Source organism: Streptomyces sp. NPDC088707, assembly GCF_044752725.1.
Taxonomy (GTDB): domain Bacteria; phylum Actinomycetota; class Actinomycetes; order Streptomycetales; family Streptomycetaceae; genus Streptomyces.
Genome location: NZ_JBIVLV010000003.1, coordinates 447,710 through 473,009, shown reverse-complemented (window position 1 = coordinate 473,009; position 25,300 = coordinate 447,710). Strand labels below are relative to the sequence as shown.

Sequence of the window (25,300 nt, the reverse complement as noted above, 5' to 3'; positions counted from 1 at the left end):
ACCCCCGCCTCACGGCCCTGACCTGCCCTTTTCCCATCCACGGGCTGTGGGGGAGAAAAACTTTTCCCCCTGGACCAAGATCAGAACAAACGACCCACACCCGAAGCGCCTTGCCCCGGATAAGTAAGGATCACGAAGGCATTGCATCTCTTACCTGTGGAAGATTAGATTGACCTCATGACCCAGGCGCCCGCGACGCCCAAGGCCGTCCGCCGACAGCACGACCGCGAGATCGTCTCCCTCGCCCTGCCGGCCTTCGGCGCTCTTGTCGCCGAGCCGCTCTTCCTCATGGTCGACAGCGCCATCGTCGGGCACCTCGGCACCCCCCAGCTCGCCGGTCTCGCGATCGCCGCCGCCCTGCTGACCACCGCCGTCAGCGTCTTCGTCTTCCTCGCCTACGCCACCACGGCCGCCGTCTCCCGCCGCGTCGGCGCCGGTGACCTCCAGGCGGCGATCCGGCAGGGCATGGACGGCATCTGGCTCGCCCTCCTGCTCGGCGCCGCCGTCGTCGCGGTGACCCTGCCCGCGGCGCCCTGGCTCATCGATCTCTTCGGGGCCTCCGACACGGCCGCACCCTACGCCGTCACGTACCTCAGGATCTCCAGCCTCGGCATCCCCGCCATGCTGGTGGTCCTGGCCGCCACCGGCGTCCTGCGCGGCCTCCAGGACACCCGTACACCGCTCTACGTGGCCATCGGCGGCTTCGCGGCCAACGGTGCGCTCAACGTCGGTCTGGTCTACGGCGCCGGTCTGGGGATCGCGGGCTCGGCCTGGGGCACGGTGATCGCCCAGTGCGGCATGGCCGTCGCCTACCTCGTCGTGGTCGTACGGGGAGCCCGGCGCCACGGAGCCTCCCTCCGCCCCGACGCGACCGGCATACGTGCCTCCGCCCAGGCCGGAGTGCCGCTCCTCGTCCGTACGCTCTCGCTCCGCGCGGTCCTGATGATCGCCACGGCCGTCGCGGCCCGGATGGGCGACGCGGAGGTCGCGGCCCACCAGATCATCCTGTCCCTGTGGAGCCTGATGGCCTTCGCCCTCGACGCCATCGCGATCGCGGGCCAGGCCATCATCGGCCGCTATCTCGGCGCGGACGACGCCGAGGGCGCCCGTCAGGTCTGCCGTCGCATGGTCCAGTGGGGCGTGGTCTCCGGCGTGGCGCTCGGGGCGCTGCTCATCGTCGCCCGCCCCCTGTTCATCCCGCTCTTCACCAGCGACACAGCCGTCCAGGACACCCTGCTCCCGGCCCTGCTCGTGGTCGCGATCTCGCAGCCGATCTCCGGGGTCGTCTTCGTTCTCGACGGCGTCCTGATGGGTGCGGGGGACGGCCCCTACCTGGCCTGGGCCATGCTGCTGACGCTCGCGGTCTTCGCCCCGGTGGCCCTGCTGGTCCCGGCGCTCGGCGGCGGTCTGACGGCGCTCTGGTGGGCGATGACGCTGATGATGTCCGTCCGGATGGCCACGCTCTGGTTCCGCTCCCGCTCGGGCCGCTGGATCGTCACCGGTGCCACACGCTGAATGTTTCACGTGAAACGCCCTGTTTCACGTGAAACGGCGAAAGGGCCGCACCCCGAGGGGTGCGGCCCTTCCTCACTGCTCAGCGCAGAGCGCCGGCGGCAGCGTTACGCGGCGACGATCTCGACGCCGAGCTTCGCGGCCACGTCGGCGTGCAGACGCACGGACACCTGGTGCGAGCCCAGGGTCTTGATCGGCGAACCGAGCTCGACGCGACGCTTGTCGACGTCGGGGCCACCCGCGGCCTTGATCGCCGAGGCGATGTCGGCGGGGGTCACGGAGCCGAAGAGACGGCCGGCGTCGCCGGAGCGAACGGCCAGGCGCACCTTCGTGCCCTCGAGCTTGGCCTTGATCTCGTTGGCCTGCTCGATGGTCGCGATCTCGTGGATCTTGCGGGCGCGGCGGATCTGCGCCACGTCCTGCTCGCCACCCTTGGTCCAGCGGATGGCGAAGCCACGCGGGACCAGGTAGTTGCGGGCGTAGCCGTCCTTGACGTCGACGACGTCGCCGGCGGTGCCGAGGCCGGAGACCTCGTGGGTCAGGATGATCTTCATTATTCGGTCACCCTTTCCTTATCGCGCGGTGGACGTGTAGGGCAGCAGCGCCATCTCACGGCTGTTCTTGACGGCCGTGGCGACGTCACGCTGGTGCTGCGTGCAGTTGCCGGTCACGCGGCGGGCACGGATCTTGCCGCGGTCGGAAATGAACTTCCGCAGCATGTTCGTGTCCTTGTAGTCCACGTACTGGGTCTTGTCCTTGCAGAACGCGCAGACCTTCTTCTTAGGCTTGCGCACAGGCGGCTTCGCCATGGTGTTTCTCCTGTGTGATCAAGAATGGGGGTACGAGCTGCTTCTAGGGCGTGCCCTAGAAGGGGGGCTCGTCCGAGTAGCCGCCGCCGCTGGAGTTTCCACCCCAGCCGCCTCCGCCGCCCTGCTGCTGGCCGCCGCCGGAGGAGGAAGAGGAGCCGCCGGTCGCCCACGGGTCGTCGGCGGGAGCACCGCCACCACCCTGCTGGCCACCGCCGGAGTTTCCACCCCAGCTGCCACCGCCGCCGGCCTGCTGGCCGCCGCCGCCCCCGCCGTAACCACCCTGGCCGCTTCGACCGGTGGTCTTGGTGACCTTGGCCGTGGCGTTCTTGAGGCTGGGGCCGACTTCCTCGACATCCAGCTCGTAGACCGTGCGCTTGACGCCCTCACGGTCCTCGTAGGACCGCTGCTTCAGTCGGCCCTGCACGACGACGCGCATGCCTCGCTGAAGCGACTCGGCGACGTTCTCCGCCGCCTGACGCCAGACCGAGCAGGTGAGGAAGAGGCTTTCGCCGTCCTTCCACTCATTGGTCTGACGGTCGAAGGTGCGGGGGGTGGACGCGATACGGAACTTCGCGACCGCCGCACCGGACGGGGTGAAGCGCAGCTCGGGGTCGTCGACAAGATTGCCGACGACCGTGATGACGGTCTCGCCTGCCATGGGGGAACCTCTCGGCGGGATTGCTTCTGGCTGCTTTGCTGCTACTCGGATCCGAAGACCACTGAGCTAGTCGCTCAGTGGGTCTCGGGACGGAGGACCTTGGTCCGGAGGACCGACTCGTTCAGGTTGAGCTGTCGGTCGAGCTCCTTGACGACCGCAGGCTCGGCCTGCAGGTCGATGACCGAGTAGATGCCCTCGGGCTTCTTCTTGATCTCGTAGGCGAGACGACGACGGCCCCAGGTGTCGACCTTCTCGACCTTTCCGTTGCCCTCACGGACGACGGAAAGGAAGTTCTCGATCAGCGGGGAGACAGCGCGCTCCTCGAGATCGGGGTCGAGGATGACCATCACTTCGTAGTGACGCATGTGGAACCCACCTCCTTTGGACTCAGCGGCCACGGTCGTTCCGTGGCAGGAGGGTCGTGATGCGTAAGCAACGGTATCCGCCACCACTGACAGTCCCCCTCGCGAACGAGGGGCACTGCCGGGATCCAGACGGACCAGGGCAGACACCGGTGCAGACCGTACAGAGTACCCGCTCACCGCCCTCCGGTTGAAATTCACTGGTGAGGGGACGCAATCTGTACACAACGGATGTCGGCGGCGCTACGATGCGCCGCCTTCCGGCAGCTACGCCAGGAGGTGCCCCATGGCACAGGCAATGCGACCCGACCCCGGCCACTCCCTCTTCGCCACCGACGGCAAACCGCACCCCATCCAGGACGCCCTGGTGGGAGTGACGCTGGTCCTCGGCGTCATCGCCTTCATCACCGCGCAGTTCCACAGCCTGCACCTGCTGAGCTCCTGGACGGGGCTCATCGGCGTCCTGACCGGCGGCTACGGACAGTTCATCTCCGTGACGACACGCGAGCGCTTCCTGCTGATCCTCGGGCTCGGCGCGTCGGCGTTCGGCTTCTACCTCGGCATGGCCCACGGCGGGCTGTTCGGCGGGGTCGTGAGCTGAGCCCAGGGCCACGTCAGGACGCACACACCCATTCGGGGCGCTCCCCGGTCACAGTAGGCTTCGGCGCGAGAGCCGGAGCCCCTGACCGATGGGGACACACCTGCCGAGGAGCGCCCCGCATGAGCCTGACCCTGAGGACCATCAGCCGTGAGCAGCATCTGGCGTACATCCAGAGCCAGCCCGCGGCGAGCCACTGCCAGGTCCCGGCGTGGGCTGATGTGAAGACCGAGTGGCGCTCGGAGAACCTCGGCTGGTTCGACAAGAGCGGCGAACTCGTCGGCGCCGGCCTGGTGCTCTACCGCCAGCTCCCGAAGATCAAGCGCTACCTGGCCTATCTGCCCGAGGGCCCGGTCATCAACTGGCACGCGCCCAACCTCGACGACTGGCTGACGCCGATGCTGGCGCACCTCAAGCAGCAGGGCGCCTTCTCGGTGAAGATGGGCCCGCCCGTCGTCATCCGGCGCTGGGACTCGGCCGCCATCAAGTCCGGCATCCAGGACCCGGACGTCAAGCGCCTCAAGGACGTCGAGGCCACCCACATCGAGCCGCGTGCCTTCGAAGTCGCGGACCGGCTGCGGAAGATGGGCTGGCAGCAGGCCGAGGACGGCGGCGCCGGCTTCGGCGACGTGCAGCCCCGCTACGTCTTCCAGGTCCCGCTCGCGAACCGCTCGCTCGACGACGTCCTCAAGGGCTTCAACCAGCTGTGGCGCCGCAACATCAAGAAGGCCGAGAAGGCCGGCGTCGAGGTCGTCCAGGGCGGCTACGAGGACCTGGCGGAGTGGCAGCGGCTGTACGAGATCACGGCCGTCCGTGACCACTTCCGGCCGCGCCCGCTCTCTTACTTCCAGCGCATGTGGACCGTCCTCAACAGCGAGGACCCCAACCGCATGCGGCTCTACTTCGCCCGCCACAACGGCGTGAACCTCTCCGCGGCGACGATGCTCGTCGTCGGCGGCCACGTCTGGTACTCCTACGGCGCCTCCGACAACATCGGCCGTGAGGTCCGGCCCTCGAACGCGATGCAGTGGCGCATGCTGCGCGACGCGTACGCGATGGGCGCGACCGTCTACGACCTGCGGGGCATCTCGGACTCGCTCGACGAGACCGACCACCTGTTCGGGCTCATCCAGTTCAAGGTGGGCACGGGCGGCGAGGCCGTCGAGTACGTCGGCGAGTGGGACTTCCCGCTGAACAAGCTGCTGCACAAGGCGCTCGACATCTACATGTCGCGCCGGTGACCCGTGCCGTGCCGCTGACGTTTCCGTAGTCTCGTACATACCTTTGATACACCGCTGCCATCAGAAAGGTTCCGGGCCGGCCATGGCGCTCTCCCTCTACGTCGACACCGCTCGCTGGCGCGCGCACCAGAAGACCGTCATCGACCAGTTCCCCGGTGTCATCCCGGTCTGCAAGGGCAACGGTTACGGCTTCGGCCACGAACGCCTCGCGGACGAGGCGGCCCGGTTCGGCGCCGACATGCTCGCCGTGGGCACCACGTACGAGGCCGCGCGGATCAAGGACTGGTTCAGCGGCGACCTGCTGGTCCTCACCCCCTTCCGCCGGGGTGAGGAACCGGTTCCGCTGCCCGACCGGGTCATCCGCTCCGTGTCGTCCGTGGACGGCGTCCACGCCCTGGTGGGGGCCCGGGTCGTCATCGAGTGCATGAGCTCGATGAAGCGGCACGGCGTCCGCGAGGAGGAGCTCCCGCAGCTTCACGCCGCCATCGAGGACGTACGCCTGGAGGGCTTCGCGCTCCACCTCCCGCTGGACCGCCCGGACGGCACCGACGCCGTCGAGGAGGTCATCGGCTGGATGGACCGGCTCCGGGCCGCCCGGCTGCCGCTGCACACCATGTTCGTCAGCCATCTGCGGGCCGAGGAACAGGCGCGGCTCCAGCAGCAGTTCCCGCAGACCCGCTTCCGCGCCCGCATCGGCACCCGGCTCTGGCTGGGCGACCACGAGGCCACCGAGTACCGGGGCGCCGTCCTCGACGTGACGCGGGTCTCCAAGGGCGACCGGTTCGGCTACCGCCAGCAGAAGGCCGCGTCGGACGGCTGGCTGGTCGTCGTCGCCGGCGGTACCTCGCACGGTGTGGGCCTGGAGGCCCCCAAGGCGATGCACGGCGTCATGCCGCGCGCCAAGGGCGTCGCACGGGCCGGTCTCGCCACCGTCAACCGGAACCTCTCGCCTTTCGTCTGGGCCGGGAAGCAGCGCTGGTTCGCCGAGCCGCCGCACATGCAGGTGTCGATCCTGTTCGTGCCGGCCGACGCCCAGGAGCCCCGGGTCGGCGACGAGCTCGTGGCCCATCTGCGCCACACCACGACGCAGTTCGACCGGCTCGTCGAGCGCTGAGCCGGCCGGTCGCCCCGCACCCCCGGGAGCTCAGCTCCTGGGGGTTCCCCATTCCACCAGCAGCGCGTCCTCGGCGACCGGGGCCGCGTGCCGGGCGGGATGGGCGGCCCTGCCCCGCACGAAGACGTCCTCCGCGCCGTCCAGGACGCCTCCGGAGGGGTCGTCCGCGCCGTCCTGCCGGACCGGGTCCTTCTCGGGCGTGAGGATGTCGCGTACGACCATGACGCACAGGTACAGGGTGCCGAGCAGGTGCAGCACGATCGCGAACTGGTAGCCGTCCACCGGCAGACCCTGCTTGGCGTTGCCGCTGGTCGTGAACGCCAGGTACATCCAGACGCCGACGAAGTACATGACCTCGCACGCCTGCCAGATCAGGAAGTCGCGCCAGCGCGGCCTCGCGAGCGCCGCCAGCGGCACCAGCCACAGCACGTACTGCGGTGAGTAGACCTTGTTGGTCAGGACGAACGCGGCGACGATCAGGAACCCCAGCTGGACGAAGCGGGGCCTGCGGGGCGCCGTGAACGCCAGGTAGGCGAGCCCGCCGATCGCCGCCAGCATCAGCAGCAGCGCGTACAGGTTGGCCTGGCCCGGCGTTATCGCGTGGCCCGTCCGCTGGCTGACCAGCAGCCAGATCGAACCGAAGTCGACGTTCCGGTCCCGGCTGAAGAGGTAGAACTGCTTCCAGCCCTCGGGGGCGAGCAGCATCACGGGCAGGTTCACCACCAGCCACGCGCCGCCCGCGGCCAGCACCGCCGTCCCGTACTCCCGCCACTTCCCGGCCCGCCAGCAGAGCAGCAGCAGCGGGCAGAGGAGCAGTATCGGGTAGAACTTGGCGGCGGTGGCCAGGCCGAGCAGGATCCCGAAGGCCAGCGGCCGTTCGCGCGACCACATCAGGACCGCGGCGGCCGTCAGCGCGACGGCCAGTATGTCCCAGTTGATCGTCGCGGTCAGCGCGATCGAGGGCGCCAGGGCGACGAGCAGGCCGTCCCAGGGCCGCAGCCGGTGCGTCCGGGCCACACAGACCGCGAGGACGGCCGCGCAGACCATCAGAAGACCCGCGTTGGCCAGCCAGTACGACTGCTCGCGCTGCATCGTGTCGCCGCCGCCCGGCGTGAGCCAGGCCGCGACCTCCATGAAGAGCCCGGTCAGCACCGGGTACTCGAGGAACGGTATGTCGCCGCCCAGCCGGTCGAAGTAGGGCACCAGCCCCTCGGCGAAGCCCCGTCCGGTGAAGAGGTGCGGGATGTCCGAGTAGCAGGCATGGGTGTACTGGGAGGTCGTGCCCCGGAACCAGGCCCAGTTGTAGCAGGGCAGCTTCTGCACCATGCCGAGGGCGAACATGCCGATGGCCACAAGGGCGATCACCCGCACGGGCGTGAACTGCCCGGTGCCGGTCCGCGCCCGGCGGCCGTAGGGGCCGCCGATCAGTTCGCTGCCCGCGGCGGCCACCTTGTCCCGGTGGGTGGGGATGACCGTCTGCGGGCGGCCCTGGGGCCGGTCCTGCGGCGCGCTCGTCTTCTGGAGGCTCGGCATGGGGGACATCCTGCCGTACGGCTCCGGGAAAACGGCGAGGGCCGCCGCGGCCGGCCCGTACGGAAGGTACGGATCGGACGCGGCGGCCCTCGTCCCGCGCGTCGGCGGGGGACCGGGGAGTGCCCCGGCGGCGGATCAGGGGACGAAGCTCCCGCTGCCGGGCTTGCCGTTCCCGCCGCCCGGACCGTTCCCGTCGTCCGTCGGTGTGCCGGTCGCCGTCGGTGTGTCGGTGGTGGGCGGCGTGGTGGTGGGCTCCCCGGTGTTGCCGCCGGGATCGCCCGGTTCGTCCGTGCAGCCCCAGCCCCAGACGCCACAGGTCGTCTTGTCCGGCTTCGGCGTCCGCGACGTCGTCGGGGGAGTCGTCGTGGGCGGCGGCGTGGTGGTCGGCGCGGTCGTCGTCGGCGTGGCCGAGGTCTCGGTGGGCGTCGGCGTGGCCGTCGGGGTCGGCGTCGGGCTGGCGGCGCCACCACCGAAGACGGCCTCGGCGCCCTCCAGCTTCCCCGGCTCGGGGAAGGACTTGGCCGGGTAGCTCTCCACGGCCTCGGTCATGTAGTCCTGCCAGATCCGCGACGGGAACGACGAACCGTGGATCTTCGGCTGGTCACCCGTGCCGAACATCTCCTGGAACTCGCGGTTCTTCTTCGTCTCGTCGTCGTCGAACCGGTACATGTCGATCGCCGTCGACAGCTGCGGGGTGTACCCCACGAACCAGGCCGACTTGTTGCCGTCGGTGGTACCGGTCTTGCCGGCCACCTCGCGCCCCGGGATCCGGGCCTTCCGGCCGGTGCCCTCTTCGTCCTCCACGACGGAGCGGAGGACGTCGGTGACGTTGTTGGCGACGGCCGGGGAGAAGGGATTCTTGGTCTCCGTCTTGTGCTCGTGGATGACGACGCCCTCCTTCTTCACGGACTCCACCGAGTAGGGGTCGTTCTGCTCGCCCTCGTTGGCGAAGGTCGCGTAGGCGCCCGCCATGCGGATGGCGCTCGGGCTGGAGATACCGAGGGAGAACGAGGGCACCTCGCCCCCGACGAGCGAGTCGGGGCGCAGGCCCGCGTCGACGGCGGCCTTGCGGACCTTGTCGATGCCGACGTCCATGCCGAGCTGCACGTAGGGCGAGTTCGCCGACTTGACCATGGCGCGACGCAGCGTCATGTCCTTGTAGCTCGCGTCGTCGTCATTGGTCTGGAGCCACTCCTCGCCCTTCTCGTTGTGCCAGATCTCACCGTTGTACTTGCGGATCTTCAGCTCGTTCTTGCCGGAGTAGCGGCTCTTGTCCGGGTCCACGATCGTGCGGCTGGAGGCGTCCTGCTCAGGCCCCAGACTCTTGTCCCTGACCCCGTCCCGCATCGCGGCGGCGAGGACGAACGGCTTGAACGTCGATCCGACCTGGGCGCCGGTGTTGTCGGCGTTGCTCCGGAAGTGCTTGGTCGCGTCGACACCGCCGTAGAGCGCGACGATCTTGCCGGTCGCCGTGTCGACCGAGGCGCCGCCGAACTGCACGTTCGTGTCCGTCTTGGGGCGCTTCTTCGGGTCGATGTACTCGTCGAGGATCTTCGTGACCGAGTCCTCGAGAGCGTCCACCTTCTTCTTCTCGAAGGTGGTGTAGATCTCGTAGCCGCCGCGCTCCAGATCCTGTTCGGTGATGCCGAACTGGGCCTTGATGTTGGCCTTCGCGGTGGTGACCAGATAGCCGATCTGACCGCTGAGGTTGGCGCTCTTCTTGGGCTTCTCGACCTTGGGGAACGTCATGTACTTCGCGCGCTCCGCGGCCGGGAGATGCCCGTCCTTCTGCATCTCGTCGAGGATCCACGACCACCGGTCGGTGGCCCGCACGGTGTTCTTCTCGGGCGTGGCCTCGGAGTCGATCTCGGGGTAGCCGGCGGGGTCGTAGTACGTCGCGCCCTTGAGGACCGCGGCGAGCAGCGCCGACTGGCTGGGGTTGAGCTTCTCGGCGTCGACGTTGAAGTACGCGCGGGCCGCCGCCTGGACACCGTAGGCACCACGGCCGTAGTACGCGGTGTTCAGGTAGCCGGCCATGATCTCGTCCTTGTCGACCTCGCTGCCGACCTTCATGGAGATGAAGAGTTCCTTCACCTTCCGGCTGAGGGTCTGCGACTGGTCGTCGAGGCGGTTGTTCTTCACGTACTGCTGGGTGATCGTCGAACCACCCTGGGTCTCACCGCCCTTGGCCATGTTCCACACGGCACGGCCGATGCCCATGGGGTCGATTCCGGAGTCGTCCCAGAAGGTCTTGTTCTCCGCCGAGATCACGGCGTTCTGCATGGACTTCGGGATCTTCTCGAACGGGACGATCTGGCGGTTGGTACCGCTGCCCGTCGCGACCATCCGGGTCTTGTCGGACCAGTAGTAGATGTTGTTCTGCGACTTCGCGGTCAGCGCCTCGTTGGGGATGTCCACCTGCGTGTACGCGATCGCGGCCGCGCCCATCAGGCTGGCCGTGAAGAACAGGAAGGTACCCGTCACGAGCTTCCACGACGGCATCCAGCGACGCCAGCCGTACTTTCCGTAGCGGGGGTAGTCGATGATCCGCTTCTTGCCCGGCGGACGTCCGCCGGCACCACGGCCGGGACCGCCGCCGCGTCCGCCACCGCCGCCACCACGCCGTCCGCCCCCGGGCCCACCAGGACCTCCGGGGCCGGCCTCGGCTCCCCTCCGGCGGCTGCCGCGCTGCGCGGCCCTGCGGGCCTCCGCGCGACCCCCGTAGGGCCGCTGCTCCTCCCCCGGGGAGGAAGGGGGCCCGTACGAGGCCGACGGGGCCCCCGTACCGACGTCATGGGCCGGGGCCGACCTGCGGCCCACCGGCTGCTGGGCAGCGCGCCGTGCCGCCGCGCGACCGCCCGTCGGCGGCTGCTGCGGCGGCATTTTGCGACGATGCTCGCTCATCGAACGACTACTCCTCGGGCAGGCGTGAACGCCTGGAAGCGGCAGTTGAGTTCCGGTCCCCCCGAAATGCGCACGGCCGGAACCCCATCGGAGGCCCCTCCGTATCGCAGCCGGTCACCCGGAGCACTGACGCCCCTCGGCAGCGCTCGGTTCCCGGTGTTCTGCATGCCGCACAGACTACGCACGGCCAAAACCCACCTAGGGCCGGAGTTCACCCCAAATCAGGCAAGTCGAACGCTGCGAATTGACGATGTGACGCCGGTCACGGCGGGCCCACTTGTCGGGACCTTCGGGCCGTTCTATCGTGCTGATGTATCGAGTCGATACATCAGCACGGCATAAGAGCCCCGAAGGCGGAGGAGGAGGCGACGCATGAGCAGACGCTCCGGCATCCTCGAGTTCGCCGTCCTTGGCCTGCTGCGCGAGGCTCCGATGCACGGGTACGAGCTGCGGAAGCGCCTCAACACCTCGCTGGGCGTCTTCCGGGCCTTCAGCTACGGAACGCTGTATCCCTGCCTCAAGACGCTGGTCGCCAACGGCTGGTTGATCGAGGAACCGGGCAGCGCTCCCGAGGAGGCCCTCGCCGCTTCACTCGCAGGACGCCGAGCCAAGATCGTCTACCGGTTGACGGCCGCGGGTAAGGAGCACTTCGAGGAGCTCCTGTCCCACACCGGCCCGGACGCCTGGGAGGACGAGCACTTCGCGGCACGCTTCGCCTTCTTCGGGCAGACCGAGCGCGAGGTGCGGATGCGGGTCCTGGAGGGCCGCCGCAGCCGGCTGGAGGAGCGCCTGGAGAAGATGCGCGCCTCCCTGGCCCGGACCCGGGAGCGCCTCGACGACTACACGCTTGAGCTGCAGCGCCACGGTATGGAGTCCGTGGAGCGCGAAGTGCGCTGGCTGAACGAGCTCATCGAGAGCGAGCGGGCAGGGCGGGATCAGCGATCCGGCCCCGACGCCCCCGCTCTGCACGACAACGATTCTGGAGAAACGGGCGGCCTGCCCCGGCACGGGGGCAGTACCCGGCCGGATCCGTCCGACGACACCGCAAAGTGAAACCCTGCGCACAGCAGGGCTTCCACGATCACACAGGGAGCAACCGGAATGGGTTCGGTTCGCGTAGCCATCGTCGGCGTGGGCAACTGCGCCGCCTCGCTGGTTCAGGGCGTCGAGTACTACAAGGACGCCGACCCGGCGGCCAAGGTCCCCGGCCTGATGCACGTGCAGTTCGGCGACTACCACGTCCGTGACATCGACTTCGTCGCGGCCTTCGACGTCGACGCGAAGAAGGTCGGCCTCGACCTCTCGGACGCCATCGGCGCCAGCGAGAACAACACCATCAAGATCTGCGACGTCCCGAACAAGGGCGTCACGGTCCAGCGTGGTCACACCCTCGACGGTCTCGGCAAGTACTACCGCCTGACCATCGAGGAGTCCGCCGAGGAGCCGGTGGACGTCGTCCAGATCCTCAAGGACCGCCAGGTCGACGTTCTCATCTGCTACCTGCCGGTGGGTTCCGAGGACGCCGCGAAGTTCTACGCCCAGTGCGCCATCGACGCCAAGGTCGCCTTCGTCAACGCCCTTCCGGTCTTCATCGCCGGCACCAAGGAGTGGGCTGACAAGTTCACCGAGGCGGGCGTCCCGATCGTCGGCGACGACATCAAGTCGCAGGTCGGCGCGACCATCACGCACCGCGTGATGGCGAAGCTGTTCGAGGACCGCGGTGTCCGTCTTGAGCGCACCATGCAGCTCAACGTCGGCGGCAACATGGACTTCAAGAACATGCTCGAGCGCGACCGCCTCGAGTCCAAGAAGATCTCGAAGACCCAGGCCGTCACCTCGCAGATCCCCGACCGCGAGCTGGGCGAGAAGAACGTCCACATCGGTCCCTCGGACTACGTGGCCTGGCTGGACGACCGCAAGTGGGCGTACGTGCGCCTTGAGGGCCGCGCCTTCGGCGACGTTCCGCTGAACCTCGAGTACAAGCTCGAGGTGTGGGACTCCCCGAACTCGGCGGGTGTCATCATCGACGCCCTGCGCGCCGCGAAGATCGCCAAGGACCGCGGCATCGGCGGCCCCATCCTCTCCGCGTCGAGCTACTTCATGAAGAGCCCGCCGGTGCAGTACTTCGACGACGAGGCCCTGGCCAACGTCGAGAAGTTCATCAAGGGTGAGGTCGAGCGCTAAGCTCCGCGCGCTTGTCGATGGAGGGTCCCCGCGGCACTGCCCGGGGGCCCTCTTCGTATGTGAGTCTTGCTGCCATGTCCGTCGTACGTGATCTGCGCGTACTCCTGCGCCTGAGGAACTTCCGCCGCCTGCTCGCCGTCCGGCTGCTCTCCCAGTGCGCCGACGGCGTCTACCAGGTGGCTCTTGCCACGTACGTCGTGTTCTCCCCCGAGAAGCAGACCTCCCCCGCCGCGATCGCCTCCGCCATGGCGGTCCTGCTGCTGCCGTACTCGCTCGTCGGTCCCTTCGCGGGTGTGCTCCTCGACCGCTGGCAGCGCCGCCAGGTCTTCCTGTACGGCAACCTCCTGCGGGCCCTCCTCGCCGGTGGGACGGCCGTGCTCGTCCTCGCCTCCGTACCCGAGTGGCTCTTCTACGCCTCCGCGCTCTCCGTCACGGCCGTCAACCGCTTCGTCCTCGCGGGGCTCTCGGCCTCCCTCCCGCGGGTCGTCGACGAGGAACGGCTGGTCGTGGCGAACTCGCTCTCCCCCACGGCCGGCACCCTCGCCGCGACCGTGGGCGGCGGACTCGCGTTCGGCATCCAGCTGATCGCCGACAGGTCCGACGCGGCCGTGGTGGCCTTCGGTGCCTTCCTCTACCTGTGCGCCGCCCTCGCCTCGCTACGGATGTCCCGGGAGCTCCTGGGCCCCGATCCGGCCCTCGTGCGCCAGCGGCTCAGCTCCGCCCTGGCCTCCACGGCCCGAGGGCTGGGCGAGGGACTGCGCCACCTCTCGGAGCGACGACCCGCCGCTCGCGCCCTCGTCGCGGTGGGGCTCATGCGCTTCTGCTACGGCGCCCTGCTCGTCACGGTGCTCATGCTCTGCCGCTACGAGTGGGGCTCCACGGAGTCCGAGGGGCTCGGGCTCCTGGGCATCGCCGTCGGAACCTCGGGCGCGGGGTTCTTCGCAGCGGCCCTGCTCTCCCCGTGGGCGGTGGGGCGGCTCGGGCCCTTCGGCTGGATGACGGTGTGCGCGGCGACGGCCGCCGTGCTCGAACCGGTGCTGGGCCTGACCTTCGCCCCGATGCCCTTCTTCGTCGCCGCCTTCGTCCTCGGCCTCACCACCCAGGGCTCCAAGATCGCGACGGACACGGTGGTGCAGACCTCCGTGGACGACGCCTACCGAGGGCGGGTCTTCGCGCTGTACGACGTGCTGTTCAACGTGGCCTTCGTGGCAGCTGCAGGGGTCGCGGCGCTGATGCTGCCGCCCGACGGCCGGTCCACGCTGCTGGTCGTGCTGGTGGCTGTGATCTACGCGGGGATCGCACTGACCTTGCGCGGGAGACGCACGGAGGGGTGACGTTTCACGTGAAACATCACCCCTCACGACTGTCGTCCGGGCCGACGTTTCACGTGAAACATCGGCGCGCACGGTCGGCACTCAGCCCTGCGTGGCCCACCACTCCTTGAGCGCCGCCACGGCCTGGTCGTGCGCCATCGGCCCGTTCTCCAACCGGAGCTCCAGCAGGAACTTGTACGCCTGCCCGATGGCGGGACCGGGGCCGATGCCCAGGATCTCCTGGATCTGGTTGCCGTCGAGGTCGGGACGGATCGAGTCGAGCTCCTCCTGCTCCTGGAGCTGGGCGATGCGGTCCTCCAGGCCGTCGTAGGCGCGGGAGAGCGCGCCGGCCTTGCGCTTGTTGCGGGTGGTGCAGTCCGAGCGGGTCAGCTTGTGCAGCCGCGAGAGCATCGGGCCGGCGTCCCGGACGTAGCGGCGTACGGCCGAGTCGGTCCACTCGCCGGTCCCGTAGCCGTGGAAGCGGAGGTGCAGCTCCACAAGCCGCGAGACATCCTTGATCATCTCGTTGGAGTACTTGAGCGCGGTCATGCGCTTCTTGGTCATCTTCGCGCCCACCACCTCGTGGTGGTGGAAGGAGACCCGACCGTCCTTCTCGAAGCGGCGGGTGCGCGGCTTGCCGATGTCGTGGAGCAGGGCCGCGATGCGCAGCACCAGGTCGGGGCCGTCCTCCTCCAGGTCGATGGCCTGGTCGAGCACGGTCAGTGAGTGCTCGTAGACGTCCTTGTGACGGTGGTGCTCATCGCTCTCCAGACGCAGCGCCGGCAGCTCGGGGAGCACATGGTCGGCGAGACCCGTGTCCACGAGGAGCCCGAGGCCCTTCCTGGGGTGGGAGGAGAGCAGCAGCTTGTTGAGCTCGTCACGGACCCGCTCGGCGGAGACGATCTCGATCCGGCCGGACATCTCCTTCATCGCCGTGACGACCTCGGGGGCCACCTCGAAGTCCAGCTGAGCGGCGAAACGCGCGGCCCGCATCATGCGCAGCGGGTCGTCGGAGAAGGACGCCTCCGGCGTACCCGGCGTGCGCAGCACGCGGGCGGCGAGGTCCTCAAGGCCGCCGTACGGGTCGATGAACTCCTTCTCCGGGAGCGCCACGGCCATGGCGTTGACGGTGAAGTCACGCCGGACGAGGTCCTCGTCGATGGAATCGCCGTAGGAGACCTCGGGCTTGCGCGAGGTCCGGTCGTAGGCCTCCGAGCGGTACGTGGTGACCTCGATCTGGTAGCTCTGATCGACGTCTCCGACGCGGGCCTCCTTCTGGCAGCCGACGGTCCCGAAGGCGATGCCGACCTCCCACACCGCGTCGGCCCAGGGACGGACGATCTTCAGTACGTCCTCGGGGCGGGCGTCGGTGGTGAAGTCCAGGTCGTTGCCGAGCCGGCCGAGCAACGCGTCCCGTACCGAGCCACCGACCAGCGCGAGGCTGAACCCGGCCTCCTGGAAACGGCGGGCGAGGTCGTCGGCGACAGGGGACACACGGAGCAGTTCACTTACCGCGCGGCGTTGCACCTGGCTCAGTGCAGTCGGGGTGTCTTCGTTGGCGTTCGGCACAACAGAAAAGGGTACGTGCCCCGGCCCGCGCCGACGTCCTCGTTTTCCCGTGGTCGGTGTACCGGGAACCCCCGGAGGGCCCCGTCGAAGATCGGCTGGAGCAGTCCCCGGCACTTGCTCCCAGCGTGCCTCGTTACCATGCCTGGACACAGCAACCGGGAACCACCCACCCCACTGGCACCAGAGACAACGACGAGGACGGGCGAACGCGTGGCCGAGGCGGCAGACATCCAGGGGACCGGTCCCTCACCTGCCCGCCGATGGCTGCGGCGCACGATCACCGTCGCCTTCGGGGCGCCACTCCTCGCCGGCCTCCTCCAGGCCCCGGCCACGTCGTCGCCGGCCGCCGCAGCCGAGGACGCCACCGTCTCGAAGACCGTCGATGTGTCCCTCGACACGCTGGCGCCCAGCGCGCCCGTCGAGGGCGACACGGTCACCATCACCGGCACGGTGACCAACCGGAGCAAGAAGACGGTGACCGACGCGACCGTGGACCTGCGCGTCGGGCCGCAGATGACGAGCCGCAGCGAGATCGAGCAGCTGACGGGGCGCACCGGCTACCGGCCCTACAGCGACCCCGCCCCCCTCGACGACGCTCCCACGGTCAAGATCCCCCGGCTGAACCCCGGCCTCAGCGCGGACTTCTCCCTCTCCGTGCCGGTCTCCGACCTCGGACTCGACGAGGCGGGCGTCTACCAGCTGGGCGTCTCACTCACCGGTCAGACCCCGGACCACCGCTACGACCGGGTGCTCGGCATCGAGCGGACCTTCGTCCCGTACCAGCCCGAGGCCACCGAGAAACGGACACAGCTCACCTACCTCTGGCCGCTGATCTCCTCGGCCCACGTGTCGGCGGAGACGGCCACCGACGACCAGCAGACCCCGGTGTTCGAGGACGACGCCCTGGCGGCCGAGCTGAAGCCGGGCGGGCGGCTCGACGAGCTCGTCTCGCTGGGCAAGGACCTCCCGGTCACCTGGGTGGTCGACCCGGATCTCCTGGCCTCCGTCGACGCCATGGCGAACGGCTACCGCGTCAAGGACGGCACCCTGCACGTCCCCGGCAAGCACCAGGCCCTCGCCGAGCGGTGGCTGGACTCGCTGGAGAAGGCCGTCCAGGGCCACAAGGTCGTGGCCCTGCCCTTCGCCGACCCCGACCTCGCCTCCCTCGCCCACCGCGGCAAGGACGTCCCCGGCTCACTGGGGCACCTCCAGTCGGCGACCGCGCTCGCCGGGACGACGGTCGAGACGATCCTCCACGTCCAGCCCGCCACCGACTTCGCCTGGCCCGTCGACGGGGCCGTCGATCCGTCCATCGTGGCGGTGGCGACCTCGGCCGGTGCCGACAAGGTGATCGCCCGCAGCGACAGCGTCCGCGACGACCTCCCCTACACGCCCACCGCGGCCCGCCCCTTCAGCAACGGCACGACCGCCGTGGTGAGCGACGCGCTCCTGTCCACGACCTTCGAGGGGGACATGGTCCGGACGGAGAACTCGACGCTCGCGGTCCAGGAGTTCCTCGCCCAGTCCCTGGCGATCACCCTGGAGCAGCCGGAGGACCAGCGCAGCGTCGTGGTCGCCCCGCAGCGGCTGCCGACCGTCGCGCAGGCGCAGACCATGGCGACCGCCCTGCGCGGGCTCTCCGCCAAGCGGTGGAGCCAGCCCAGCGACCTCCTGGCGGCCGCCGCGGCCAAGCCGGACCCCGACGCCTCCACCGCGGTGCCCGCCGGCTCCCGGTACCCGAAGAAGCTGCGCGACCGGGAGCTTCCGGTCCAGGCCTTCCGCGACATGAAGACCACACGCGACGAGTTGGACGACTTCAAGGTCATCCTCACCGCCCAGTACCGCGTCGTGCCCCCCTTCACCAACGCGATCAACCGCGAGATGTCGACCTCGTGGCGCGGGCAGGCCCGAGCCGCCGCGCTCTACCGGATCAACGTCCTGGAGTATCTGCAGACCCTCACCGAGGGGGTCGAGCTGGTCGACAAGTCCGACCTCACGCTCTCCGGCCGCAGCGCGACGATCCCCGTGACCGTCCAGAACAAGCTGCTGCAGGACGTGCATCTCGTGCTGCGGCTCACCTCCGGCAGCAAGAACCGCCTCAACCTGAACGGCGAGCGGTACAAAGAGCTGCCCGTGAAGATCAGCGGCGGCCACAGCCAGTCGGTGAAGTTCTCCGCCTCCGCCAACGTCAACGGCCAGGTGCCGATGACGGCCCAGCTCTACACCGAGGACGGCACCCCCTACGGGCAGCCGATGACGTTCACCGTGAAGGTCTCCGAGATCACCGCCACGGTGATGCTGGTGATCGCCGGTGGCGTCCTCCTCCTCGTCCTGGCCGGCGTGCGGATGTACAGCCAGCGCAAGCGGGTGGCCGCGCGGAACGCCGAGGCCGAGGCGGCGGAGGACACCGCCCCGGAGGCGATGGAGCCGCAGCCGGAATCCGGGGTGGATCCCGAGGCAGGACCCGGGTCCGACACGCCGAGGAAGCCGGAAGCCGCTTCGGAGGAGCCCGACGCGGGCGAACCCGAGCAGGCGAGTGACCCGACACCGGACACCGGGCCCGAAAGCGGTGACCCGTCGGGCACGGGTGAGAAAGTGGACCGTTGAGCGATGCCGTGGCCGGTCGGCCGGGGACGATGAGGTGGGGTAACCATGAACGCGCCGTACGACGGTGACCGCGGCCAGGGCGCGGGCGGCACCCCGCCGTCCGGTGGGACGCCCGCGGCACCCCCCGGCTCCGGCCACCCGCCGGTGCCGCCCCCGCCGCCCGCCGCCACCGGCCCGCAGGGGCACGCCCCCTACGTGCCGGACGGCTATGCGCAGGACGGCTACCAGCAGAACCCGTACGCCCAGGACCCCTACGTCCAGGACGCCTTCACCCACGACCCGTACCGGGCCCAGGACCTGTCCGCGCAGGACCCGGTGACCGAGGCGCTCTACGACCGCGCCGCACACCCGCCGCCCCCGCCCGGCACGTACCCGGAGCCGCAGCCGCTCTACCAGCAGCCGGCCGCGCCCCCCCATGCGCCCGACCCCCGGGTGTGGGCCCAGACCCCGGCGCCGGAGCCCGAGGGCCCCTCCCGCCACCTTCCGTACGGTGACGACGCGCGCACCGTCCAGTTCACCGGCGTCGACGACCTGGTGACCCGGGCCGGCGGGGAGGAGCCCGAGCCGGACGCCTTCGCGCACCTCTACCGGGACCAGCAGATGCCCGGCCAGGTGCCCCCGCCCGCCCCGGAGCCGGATCCCATGCCCGCGCCCGCCCCCAAGAAGTCCGGCCGCGCCTCGGGGCTGCTCAAGTCGAGCGCGGTCATGGCCGCCGGAACCCTGGTCTCCCGGCTGACCGGCTTCGTCCGCAGCCTGGTGATCACCGGCGCGCTCGGCGCCGCCCTGCTCGGTGACACCTTCACCATCGCCTACACCCTGCCGACGATGATCTACATCCTCACCGTCGGCGGCGGCCTCAACTCGGTCTTCGTCCCGCAGCTCGTCCGCTCGATGAAGAACGACGAGGACGGCGGCGAGGCCTACGCCAACCGCCTGCTCACCCTGGTGATGGTGGCGCTCGGCGCGATCGTGGTCCTGGCCGTCTTCGCGGCACCGCTGCTGATCAGGCTGATGTCGAACACCATCGCCGACGACGCCGCGGCCAACAGCGTGGCCGTGACCTTCGCCCGCTACTGCCTGCCCACGATCTTCTTCATGGGCGTGCATGTGGTGATGGGTCAGATCCTCAACGCCCGCGGCAAGTTCGGCGCGATGATGTGGACGCCGGTCCTCAACAACATCGTCATGATCGTCACCTTCGGCCTGTTCATCTGGGTCTACGGCACCTCCGCCGAGTCCCACATGGGTGTGCAGACCATCCCCGAGGACGGCATCCGCCTGCTCGGCATCGGCACCCTGCTCGGACTCGTCGTCCAGGCCCTGGCGATGATCCCGTACCTCCGGGAGACCGGCTTCCGCTTCCGGCCCCGCTTCGACTGGAAGGGCCACGGGCTCGGCAAGACGGTCAAGCTCGCCAAGTGGACCGTGCTCTTCGTCCTCGCCAACCAGGCGGGCGTCCTGGTCGTCACCCAGCTCGCCACGGCGGCCGGTGAGGAGTCCGGGAAGAACGGTGCCGGCTTCCTCGCCTACTCCAACGCCCAGCTGATCTGGGGCATGCCGCAGGCCATCATCACGGTCTCCGTCATGGCCGCGCTGCTGCCGCGGATCTCCCGCGCCGCCCACGACGACGACCCGGGCGCCGTCCGGGACGACATCTCGCAGGGCCTGCGCAACTCGGCCGTCGCGATCGTCCCCGTCTCCTTCGCCTTCCTGGCGCTCGGCGTCCCGATGTGCACCCTGCTCTACGCCTCCAGCGGCATCGAGGCGGCCCAGGGCATGGGCTTCATCCTGATGGCCTTCGGCCTCGGCCTGATCCCCTACTCCGTCCAGTACGTCGTGCTCCGGGGCTTCTACGCCTACGAGGACACCCGGACGCCCTTCTACAACACGGTCATCGTCGCCGCCGTCAACGCGGCCGCCTCCGCGATCTGTTACGTCGTCCTGCCCGCCCAGTGGGCCGTCGTCGGCATGGCAGCCTCGTACGGCCTCGCCTACGCCGTCGGTGTCGGCATCGCCTGGCGCCGCCTCCGCAAGCGGCTGGGCGGTGACCTGGACGGCACCCACGTGCTGCGGACCTACGCCCGCCTGTGCATGGCCTCCGTACCCGCTGCCATCGTCTCCGGCGCCGCCGGGTTCGGCCTGCTGAAGCTCCTCGGCGAGGGGGCGTTGGGCTCGCTCGTCGCCCTGATCGTCGGCGGTGCGGTGCTCCTCGGAGTCTTCTTCGTCGCGGCCAAGCGCATGCGGATCGCGGAGCTGAACACCCTGGTGGGGATGGTGCGCGGACGCCTGGGACGCTGAGTCGTCAGCTCCCGCACAACCATCGGGGGGAACCGCGTGTCGTGCATAGCGTCCGACTGTGGGCACAATTGGCTTGGCTGTTGGATGTGGCGCAACGGATGGGGAGGCAGGAACGACGGTGGCGGAACGTAGCACGGCTGCCGTCGACGTGGCCGACAACAGCGGTGACGACCCGCTGACCGCCAAGGCGGACACGGCCGCGACCGACGGGGTGGCGGACATGAAGAAGACGGCGGAACAGCCCGCCGAGGTCACGGACACGAAGGCGGTCGAACGACACAGCGGCGAACAGCCCTCCCTCACGGCTCCGGAACTGCACAGCGGCCACAAACTGGCGCGGCGCTACCGGCTGGAGGAGTGCGTCACCCGACTGGACGGCTTCAGCAGTTGGCGTGCCGTCGACGAGAAACTGAGGCGTGCCGTCGGGGTCCATCTGCTGCCCGCCGACCACCCCCGGGCCCGTTCGGTCCTGGCCGCGGCCCGCTCCTCGGCCCTCCTCGGCGACCCCCGCTTCGTGCAGGTCCTGGACGCGGTCGAGGAGAACGACCTCGTGTACGTCGTGCACGAGTGGCTGCCCGACTCCACCGAGCTGACCACGCTTCTCGCGGCCGGCCCCCTGGAGCCCCACGACGCCTACCAGCTCGTCAGCCAGGTCTCCCAGGCCATGGCCGCCGCCCACCGCGAAGGCCTGGCCCATCTCCGGCTCACGCCGAGCGCCGTCCTGCGCAGCTCCACCGGCCAGTACCGCATCCGTGGCCTGGCCGTGAACGCCGCCCTGCGCGGCATCACCGCCGAACGTCCGCAGCGCAACGACACCGAGGCCATCGGCGCGCTCCTGTACGCCGCGCTCACCCAGCGCTGGCCGTACGACAGCGACGCCTACGGCCTCTCCGGCCTGCCCAAGGGCGTCGGCCTGCTCCCGCCCGACCAGGTCCGCGCCGGTGTCCACCGGGGTCTCTCCGAGATCGCCATGCGCGCCCTGGCCAACGACGGGGCCACCGCCTCGCGCCAGGAGCCGCCCTGCACCACTCCGGACGAGCTGGCCAAGGCCGTGGCCGCCATGCCCCGTGTGAAGCCGCCGGAGCCCGAGTTCACCGCCCCGCCCGAGTACCAGCGCACGACGTACCAGCAGGGCACGTACGGACGTCCTCAGCCGCGTCCGGCGACCACCCAGCCGGTGGTCATCCCGCCGCCCCCGCTGCAGAGCCGTACCGGCAGGGCCCTGAAGTGGGCCGTCTCCGCCCTCCTGATCGCCGCCCTCGGCCTCGGCAGCTGGCAGATCGCGGACCGGCTCCTCGCGACGGACTCCGGGCAGAAGGAGACGCCGGTCCCGACAGCGACGGCCGACGAGAAGCCCGCCCCGCTCAAGCCGGTCGCCATCGAGTCGGCCCACGACTTCGACCCGCTGGGCAACGGCTCCGAGAAGCCCCAGGCCATAGACCTCGCCTATGACGGCGATCCCAGCACGTACTGGTACACCGAGAACTACCACGGCCCCGGCTTCGCCAATCTGAAGACCGGCGTGGGCCTCGTGCTCGACCTGGGCAAGGCGCAGAAGATCAGCGAGGTCGACCTGTCGTTCGTGGGCCACACCTCGGTGGAACTGCGCACGGCGCCCTCCGACGCGACGTCGGAGCCGACCCTGCCCGACGCGTTCACGACCCAGGCGGCCGACGACGGCAGTCAGGTGACCCTGAAGCTCACCAAGCCCGTCACGACCCGCTACGTTCTCGTGTGGCTGACGGAACTGCCCTCCAACGACGGGGGCTACCGGGGCAAGCTGAACGAAGTCAAGATCATGGGCTGACGACCGCAGGGGAGGGGGCTCACCGTTGGACCGACCGATAGACGACGCCACGGACGACCAGGAACTCCTGGCTCGCCATGTCGCCGGCGATCCCGACGCCTTCGGTGAGCTCGTACGGCGCCACCGCGACCGGCTCTGGGCGGTGGCCCTGCGCACCCTGGGAGACCGCGAGGAGGCCGCTGACGCCGTTCAGGACGCCCTGCTGTCGGCCTTCCGGGCCGCCCACACCTTCCGCGGCCAGTCGGCCGTCACGACGTGGCTCCACCGCATCACGGTGAACGCCTGCCTCGACCGCCTCCGCAAGACGGCCTCACGCAGGACCTCACCCGTCGACGACAACGACCGGTTCGAGCAGCTGCTCGAACCCCACGAGTCCGCCGAGGCCCCCGTGGAGCGGCAGGACGTCCACCGTGAGGTCCTCGCCGCACTGGGTTCGATCCCCGCCGACCAGCGCGCCGCCCTCGTCCTGGTCGACATGCAGGGATACCCGGTCGCGGAAGCGGCCCGTATCCTCGGCGTTCCCACCGGCACGGTGAAGAGCCGCTGCGCGCGCGGACGGGCACGACTGCTTCCGATGGTCACTCATCTGCGCGTCGACACCGTGGGTAACGAAGCCCCCGAGGGGGGAAGGAACCGGACGCCGGGGACATCCGTCCCACCGGTGCCGGGGTCGACGGACACCGGACCGACTGATCCAGCTGCTGTGAAGGGCGGAGGTGGGCGCACGTGACTTCCACGGCCGGCAGGGCCAACACCACACAGCACCCGGACGTCTCGGAAATCTCCGATCTGACCGAGGGGCTCCTCCCACCGACCCGCTCGGCCGCCGTCCGCCGACACCTGGACGGATGCCCCCTCTGCGCGGACGTACGCACCTCCCTGGAGGAGATCCGAGGACTGCTCGGCACTCTGCCGGGGCCGCCCCGCATGCCCGCGGAGATCGCCGGACGGATCGATGCGGCCCTCGCCGCCGAAGCCCTCCTCAACGCCACCACGCCGGAGAGCGACACCCCCGTTTCACGTGAAACATCGGCCGCCGCCACAGCAGCCCCCTCGGACTCTCCCGCGCCTGTCACGGACCGCCCCGCCACGCGCGTCACGGACCGCCCCGCCGGCCGCTCCGGCGCCGCCAGCGGCCCCGGGCGGGCCGGGAAGCCCCGCCGCCGTCGCATCGCCCTGCTCTCGACGCTCGGCGCCGCCTTCGGTGCCGTGGTCCTCGGCACGAGCCTCTATCTCAGCCAGGCGGGCAACGTCACCGCCGGTGGTGAGGCGGACGACACCAAGAAGGCCGATACCGTCGCCGGGGCGGCCCTGACCCCCTTCTCCGGCTCCCCGGTCGAGGACCGGGTCCACGCGCTTCTGACCGAGGACCAGCCCGCCGGGACACCCCGCGGAATCGGACCGGAATCAATGTCCGCCGAGGCCGAGACCGGGGCCCCCGAACGGACCAGGGACACCGCCGTCCCCGGCTGCGTCCTGGCCGGCACCGGCCGGTCCGACGCCGTCCTGAGGCACGAGCAGGGCGAATATCAGGGGAAGCCCGCCTATCTGCTGGTGCTCACCGATCCCGCGGACAGCAGCCGGGTCCAGGCCTATGTGGTCGACGCCACCTGCGCGCAGCGGACCACCGGGAGCGGAAGCGCCGACGCCGATCTCCTGTTCAGCGGGACGTACCCCCGCTCCTGACCTCTCTCTCCGTCCGACGGCGGTGCCGCGCGGCAATTTCGGGAATGTACGCCCCTTAGGATCCGTTGGGTGGGGTGAGAGTGACCGAGACAACCGCCCCCGTAGGCAGTGCCAGTCTGCAGAGACGAGGAAGAAACCCGTGAGCGACGTCCGTAACGTGATCATTATCGGCTCCGGGCCCGCGGGTTACACCGCTGCGCTCTACACCGCCCGAGCGTCGCTGAACCCCCTGGTCTTCGAAGGTGCCGTCACCGCCGGTGGCGCGCTCATGAACACGACCGAGGTCGAGAACTTCCCCGGCTTCCGCGACGGCATCATGGGCCCGGACCTGATGGACAACATGCGGGCCCAGGCCGAGCGCTTCGGCGCCGAGCTCGTCCCCGACGACATCATCGCCGTGGACCTGTCGGGTGAGATCAAGACCGTCACCGACACCGCCGGCACCGTGCACCGCGCCAAGGCCGTCATCGTCACCACCGGCTCGCAGCACCGCAAGCTCGGCCTCCCGAACGAGGACACTCTCTCCGGCCGCGGTGTCTCCTGGTGCGCCACCTGCGACGGGTTCTTCTTCAAGGACCAGGACATCGCCGTCGTCGGCGGCGGCGACACCGCGATCGAGGAGGCCACCTTCCTCTCGCGCTTCGCCAAGACGGTCACCATCGTCCACCGCCGGGACACCCTCCGTGCCTCGAAGGCCATGCAGGAGCGCGCCTTCGCCGACCCGAAGATCTCCTTCGCCTGGGACAGCGAGGTCACCGAGATCCACGGTGAGCAGAAGCTCAGCGGTCTGACCCTGCGTGACACGAAGACCGGCGAGACCCGCCAGCTGCCCGTCACCGGCCTCTTCATCGCCGTGGGCCACGACCCCCGGACCGAGCTCTTCAAGGGCCAGCTGAACCTCGACGAGGAGGGCTACCTCAAGGTCGCCGCCCCGTCGACGCGCACCAACCTCACGGGTGTCTTCGGTGCCGGCGACGTCGTCGACCACACGTACCGTCAGGCCATCACGGCCGCCGGCACCGGCTGCTCCGCCGCGCTGGACGCCGAGCGCTTCCTGGCCGCCCTCGCCGACAGCGAGAAGCTGGCCGAGACCCCCGCGGTCTGA

20 protein-coding genes are annotated in these 25,300 nt (G+C 69.8%); 13 read left to right on the top strand and 7 right to left on the bottom strand.

Translation table 11 applies throughout. The annotated features are described in order from the left end of the window. Positions 1-177: 177 nt before the first annotated feature. The gene (locus ACIP84_RS12935; protein ID WP_401797812.1) at positions 178-1,515 is read left to right on the top strand and encodes an MATE family efflux transporter; all 1,338 of its coding nucleotides are present in this window, start codon (positions 178-180) and stop codon (positions 1,513-1,515) included. Positions 1,516-1,619: 104 nt separating this feature from the next. Here the strand turns inward: ACIP84_RS12935 and rplI are convergent, their stop codons facing one another. The 4 genes from rplI to rpsF all read right to left on the bottom strand — a co-directional run bounded on the left by rplI (position 1,620) and on the right by rpsF (position 3,344). Further along, complete coding sequence (gene rplI, locus ACIP84_RS12930; RefSeq protein WP_030317964.1) at positions 1,620-2,066, bottom strand: 50S ribosomal protein L9; 447 nt, start codon at positions 2,064-2,066, stop codon at positions 1,620-1,622. Positions 2,067-2,084: 18 nt separating this feature from the next. After that, on the bottom strand, positions 2,085-2,321 hold the full coding sequence (gene rpsR / locus ACIP84_RS12925) for a 30S ribosomal protein S18 (protein WP_003967857.1): 237 nt from the start codon (positions 2,319-2,321) through the stop codon (positions 2,085-2,087). 55 nt (positions 2,322-2,376) lie between these two features. Continuing rightward, positions 2,377-2,979 (bottom strand): single-stranded DNA-binding protein, encoded by a 603-nt coding sequence (locus ACIP84_RS12920; protein WP_401797810.1) that lies wholly within the window; start codon positions 2,977-2,979, stop codon positions 2,377-2,379. Between the two features lie 74 nt (positions 2,980-3,053). Further along, positions 3,054-3,344, bottom strand: a complete 291-nt coding sequence (rpsF, locus tag ACIP84_RS12915) for a 30S ribosomal protein S6 (protein WP_015034882.1) — start codon at positions 3,342-3,344, stop codon at positions 3,054-3,056. 283 nt (positions 3,345-3,627) lie between these two features. Between rpsF and ACIP84_RS12910 the strand changes: the two genes are divergently transcribed. The 3 genes from ACIP84_RS12910 to ACIP84_RS12900 all read left to right on the top strand — a co-directional run bounded on the left by ACIP84_RS12910 (position 3,628) and on the right by ACIP84_RS12900 (position 6,294). Then, complete coding sequence (locus tag ACIP84_RS12910) at positions 3,628-3,942, top strand: hypothetical protein (RefSeq protein WP_355957241.1); 315 nt, start codon at positions 3,628-3,630, stop codon at positions 3,940-3,942. Positions 3,943-4,061: 119 nt separating this feature from the next. After that, a complete protein-coding gene (locus tag ACIP84_RS12905; RefSeq protein WP_355957240.1) occupies positions 4,062-5,180 on the top strand; it encodes a peptidoglycan bridge formation glycyltransferase FemA/FemB family protein in 1,119 nt (372 codons plus the stop codon). Positions 5,181-5,262: 82 nt separating this feature from the next. After that, entirely contained in the window at positions 5,263-6,294 is a 1,032-nt protein-coding gene (locus tag ACIP84_RS12900) for an alanine racemase (protein ID WP_355957237.1), read from the top strand. 30 nt (positions 6,295-6,324) lie between these two features. Here the strand turns inward: ACIP84_RS12900 and ACIP84_RS12895 are convergent, their stop codons facing one another. Next, on the bottom strand, positions 6,325-7,827 hold the full coding sequence (locus ACIP84_RS12895) for a glycosyltransferase family 87 protein (protein WP_401797808.1): 1,503 nt from the start codon (positions 7,825-7,827) through the stop codon (positions 6,325-6,327). A 135-nt stretch (positions 7,828-7,962) separates the two neighbouring features. Then, positions 7,963-10,731 (bottom strand): transglycosylase domain-containing protein, encoded by a 2,769-nt coding sequence (locus ACIP84_RS12890; protein WP_401797806.1) that lies wholly within the window; start codon positions 10,729-10,731, stop codon positions 7,963-7,965. Between the two features lie 372 nt (positions 10,732-11,103). On the opposite strand from ACIP84_RS12890, the gene ACIP84_RS12885 reads away from it, so the two are divergent. The 3 genes from ACIP84_RS12885 to ACIP84_RS12875 all read left to right on the top strand — a co-directional run bounded on the left by ACIP84_RS12885 (position 11,104) and on the right by ACIP84_RS12875 (position 14,249). Beyond that, entirely contained in the window at positions 11,104-11,784 is a 681-nt protein-coding gene (locus tag ACIP84_RS12885; protein WP_189833684.1) for a PadR family transcriptional regulator, read from the top strand. Between the two features lie 48 nt (positions 11,785-11,832). Next, positions 11,833-12,915 carry an inositol-3-phosphate synthase gene (locus ACIP84_RS12880; RefSeq protein ID WP_355957230.1) on the top strand — a complete coding sequence of 361 codons (1,083 nt, stop codon included), beginning with the start codon at positions 11,833-11,835 and terminating at the stop codon, positions 12,913-12,915. A gap of 74 nt (positions 12,916-12,989) precedes the next feature. Beyond that, positions 12,990-14,249, top strand: coding sequence for an MFS transporter (locus ACIP84_RS12875; RefSeq protein WP_401797804.1), 1,260 nt, complete (start codon positions 12,990-12,992; stop codon positions 14,247-14,249). Positions 14,250-14,330: 81 nt separating this feature from the next. Here the strand turns inward: ACIP84_RS12875 and ACIP84_RS12870 are convergent, their stop codons facing one another. Then, positions 14,331-15,797 carry a CCA tRNA nucleotidyltransferase gene (locus ACIP84_RS12870; RefSeq protein ID WP_355957225.1) on the bottom strand — a complete coding sequence of 489 codons (1,467 nt, stop codon included), beginning with the start codon at positions 15,795-15,797 and terminating at the stop codon, positions 14,331-14,333. A gap of 210 nt (positions 15,798-16,007) precedes the next feature. Between ACIP84_RS12870 and ACIP84_RS12865 the strand changes: the two genes are divergently transcribed. From ACIP84_RS12865 to trxB, 6 genes are all read left to right on the top strand, one after another. Continuing rightward, positions 16,008-18,404, top strand: a complete 2,397-nt coding sequence (locus ACIP84_RS12865; RefSeq protein WP_401797802.1) for a DUF6049 family protein — start codon at positions 16,008-16,010, stop codon at positions 18,402-18,404. Between the two features lie 45 nt (positions 18,405-18,449). Continuing rightward, positions 18,450-20,702 carry a murein biosynthesis integral membrane protein MurJ gene (gene murJ / locus ACIP84_RS12860; RefSeq protein WP_401797800.1) on the top strand — a complete coding sequence of 751 codons (2,253 nt, stop codon included), beginning with the start codon at positions 18,450-18,452 and terminating at the stop codon, positions 20,700-20,702. Positions 20,703-20,820: 118 nt separating this feature from the next. Then, complete coding sequence (locus ACIP84_RS12855) at positions 20,821-22,509, top strand: serine/threonine protein kinase (protein ID WP_355957218.1); 1,689 nt, start codon at positions 20,821-20,823, stop codon at positions 22,507-22,509. A gap of 25 nt (positions 22,510-22,534) precedes the next feature. Further along, entirely contained in the window at positions 22,535-23,239 is a 705-nt protein-coding gene (gene sigM / locus ACIP84_RS12850; RefSeq protein ID WP_401797798.1) for an RNA polymerase sigma factor SigM, read from the top strand. Then, complete coding sequence (locus ACIP84_RS12845; RefSeq protein WP_401797796.1) at positions 23,236-24,195, top strand: hypothetical protein; 960 nt, start codon at positions 23,236-23,238, stop codon at positions 24,193-24,195. Before sigM ends, ACIP84_RS12845 begins: the two co-directional genes overlap by 4 nt. Positions 24,196-24,334: 139 nt before the next feature. Continuing rightward, on the top strand, positions 24,335-25,300 hold the full coding sequence (gene trxB, locus ACIP84_RS12840) for a thioredoxin-disulfide reductase (RefSeq protein ID WP_401797794.1): 966 nt from the start codon (positions 24,335-24,337) through the stop codon (positions 25,298-25,300).